Source organism: Xenorhabdus sp. TS4 (assembly GCF_014467265.1).
Lineage (GTDB): Bacteria > Pseudomonadota > Gammaproteobacteria > Enterobacterales > Enterobacteriaceae > Xenorhabdus > Xenorhabdus ehlersii.
In genome coordinates this window covers 1-3,186 of sequence record NZ_NKHQ01000050.1, presented here as the reverse complement: position 1 = coordinate 3,186, position 3,186 = coordinate 1, and the positions used below count along the sequence as shown (strand labels likewise).

The 3,186-nt window shown below is 38.1% G+C and carries 3 protein-coding genes and 1 pseudogene; 3 read left to right on the top strand and 1 reads right to left on the bottom strand.

From position 1 onward, the window contains the following. The first annotated feature begins 77 nt into the window (after positions 1-77). From ssb (Xets_RS12980) to Xets_RS12970, 3 genes are all read left to right on the top strand, one after another. A complete protein-coding gene (gene ssb, locus Xets_RS12980) occupies positions 78-590 on the top strand; it encodes a single-stranded DNA-binding protein (RefSeq protein WP_187651815.1) in 513 nt (170 codons plus the stop codon). A gap of 319 nt (positions 591-909) precedes the next feature. Next, the gene (locus tag Xets_RS12975) at positions 910-1,521 is read left to right on the top strand and encodes a hypothetical protein (protein WP_255430634.1); all 612 of its coding nucleotides are present in this window, start codon (positions 910-912) and stop codon (positions 1,519-1,521) included. Positions 1,522-1,885: 364 nt separating this feature from the next. Next, the gene (locus tag Xets_RS12970; RefSeq protein WP_187651814.1) at positions 1,886-2,536 is read left to right on the top strand and encodes a hypothetical protein; all 651 of its coding nucleotides are present in this window, start codon (positions 1,886-1,888) and stop codon (positions 2,534-2,536) included. A 62-nt stretch (positions 2,537-2,598) separates the two neighbouring features. Here the strand turns inward: Xets_RS12970 and ssb (Xets_RS12965) are convergent. Continuing rightward, a pseudogene (gene ssb / locus Xets_RS12965) lies at positions 2,599-3,109 on the bottom strand (single-stranded DNA-binding protein). Between the last annotated feature and the right edge of the window lie 77 nt (positions 3,110-3,186).

Sequence of the window (3,186 nt, the reverse complement as noted above, 5' to 3'; positions counted from 1 at the left end):
TCGTGAGCAGGCGGAATTTGCCCTGAAACAGGGGCGCTGGACACAGCGTCAGTCAGCGTAACAGAAAGGAAATCGATATGTCTTCACGGGGTATTAACAAAGTGATTTTAATCGGCAATCTGGGGCAAGATCCGGAGATCCGTTACCTGCCAACCGGTGGTACCGTGGCAACGCTGTCACTGGCAACATCAGAAAGCTGGCGGGATAAACAAACCGGTGAAATACGGGAGAAAACCGAATGGCACCGGGTAGCGATCTTCGGCAAATTAGCCGAAATTGCGGCGGAGTACCTGCAAAAAGGTGCTCAGGTTTACATTGAAGGCCAGCTGCAAACGCGCAAATGGCAGGACCAACAGGGGCAGGATCGCTATTCAACCGAAGTGGTGGTGAATGTGAATGGCACGATGCAGATGCTGGGCAGTCGTGGCGAGGCAAAACAGGCAGCTGCTCAACAGGTGGGGCATAAGCCAGCACCGAAGCCACCGTCTTCTAAACCCGCCAATAAGGAAAGAAAGGTGACTCCGGCAGTACAACCTGCTGTGTTACCGGAAGAGGAAGAAGTAGACTGGGGAGATGAGATCCCGTTCTGAGTGTTTTCTTATAGTTCACAAATCGCCCTGTTATTGCAGGGCTTATTATTTTTTTAGTTAAAAAACATTACTTTTATGATATTGCATTTGGGTATATAGGTTGTGTTTTTTGGCGTATTCATAAAACCTATTATGTACTGTAATAATGCTGACTTTATTATCCCTCTTGAAATCATTACCAATTTGTTTTAAGTGCTCAATGTTTTAAGATGTGGTCCTTTTATTTAGATACTTATAAAGAATATATTCTAATTCGTGTGTGTTCTCCTGTTAGCTATGGATAATCTAAATCCATATATGAGGTATGGTGCTGAAAAAATTGAAAATCACCTCTTATCTTATCTTTGGTTTCTGGGTTTCTATGGTCAAAAATGATTTTGATATTCAGAAGAACACTTATTTGGTACTTTGGCCACATTTAAGAGATTTGATTTTTCCTAATGCACTAAATACCCAAACAAGGCGTCCATTATCCATTAATAGTATCGGTAATGAGTTAAAAGAAATTAATAAAATTCGTAACCGACTTTCTCATCATGAACCACTATGGCGTGATCAAAAAGCATACCAGATTGAAGATGTCATCAACAAAGTCATTGAGCACTATGAGCGTTGTTTAAAAGTCATTTATTGGATAAATCCTTCTAATCTAAAACTATTGGATATTATCGAAAACAATCAGAACATGGAAAAATTATGCAATATCCATTCGCTCTGGAAAAATAAGCAACTTCCCGTAGGAATACCATCACTACCTATTAATAAAAAATGGGGAAAATCTATACTTTTAGATGCATCCCATACAGGAGAAATTATTCATGTTTCTGGTAACCATCTATTAATAAAAAGCAAAAAAGATAAGGCAATATTTTTTGGAGCAAAAGAAGAACTTCATGGTGGTATAGATGCATATAAAAAACATGACGGGTAAAATACTACCCAGAGTCAAGCACTGTACGCTATCCAAATGCAAAAAGGGTAACCAAGGTGTAAATTTTAACTCAAATATTTATTAGTACACGGCGATTTATAATAAAGTTCGATCTACAATCATGCTGCTTTCAACACTTGATGGAGAAGTGCAAATCGCCGATTTAATGAAGTTAATATTTAAAGTTTAATAATTAATTCTCATCATAATAAAAAAATAAATATTCATTACATTGACATATCGAAAAAATTTGTGAGCTAGTTAAAAAAACGAAAAGTTCTCACATGAATTTTATACAAACTCATACTATGACATACCATGAAGTATCCTATCTTTATTTATATCATCTGAGAAAAGGCGTGTTATGTCGATCATAAATGAAACAAAAGAATTATTAAAAAGCATTAGTGAGGGAAATATTTCTTTAGTTATAATAATTATTTTTATAATTTTATTCATGAAAAACAAAGAAATTAGAGAGATAATTTCTTCATTTAAAGATCAGGGGTTAAATAAATACAAAAAATATGGTGATAATTATATTTCTCTCGCCAGAGAAGAAAACACCATTGAATTGAATTTTATAAAAAGAAAAATAAAAGACATTTCGCTCATTAAACTGACTGGAGTACGAGATTACAACAACAGAAGAATTTATATGTTTTTATTATCAAAACCATATAGATGTGACATTCTTGAAGGCCAATTAAAAGAGATAGTAAAATACATAATTCACGAAGATAAAAAATTTTCCATAGATTTTCGGAGATATACAAAGGACAGGAGAAAATACCTTTTTATATCAATAGTATCATTACTATTAATGTTAACATTAAGCTACATATTGGTACTTCACTCCTCTTCAAAACCCGAAAAAATTCATATTGTTCCCTATGTACTAGTAGCAGTAACAGAATTTTCATGGCTTTGGTTTTATAATAAGTTACCTAAAAGAAAAAAAATGCAAGAGTACTCTGATAAATTAGAACAAATAGATACGAGTGAATTCAAATAAATGACGTTATATAAAACAAGCCCTGTAATCACAGGGCAATACGTTAATGATAAAAACACCACTCAAAACGGGATCTCATCTCCCCAGTCTACTTCCTCCTCTTCCGGTAACACAGCAGGTTGTACTGCCGGAGTCACCTTTCTTTCCTTATTGGCGGGTTTAGAAGACGGTGGCTTCGGTGCTGGCTTATGCCCAGTGCTGAACCGCCGTCTGTTTTGCCTCACCACGGCTGCCCAGCATCTGCATCGTGCCATTCACATTCACTACCACTTCGGTTGAATAGCGATCCTGCCCCTGTTGATCCTGCCATTTGCGCGTTTGCAACTGGCCTTCAATGTAAACCTGAGCGCTTTTTTGCAGGTACTTTGCCGCAATTTCGGCTAGTTTGCCGAAGATCACCACCCGGTGCCATTCGGTTTTCTCCCGCACCTCGCCGGTTTGTTTATCCCGCCAGCTTTCTGACGTGGCCAGCGACAGCGTTGCCACGGTACCACCGGTTGGCAGGTAACGGCTCTCCGGATCTTGCCCCAGATAACCCAATAAAATGACTTTGTTAATACCCCGTGAAGACATATCGATTTCCTTTCTATTACGCTGACTGACGCTGTGTCCAGCGCCCCTGTTTCAGGGCAAATTCCGCCTGCTCACGG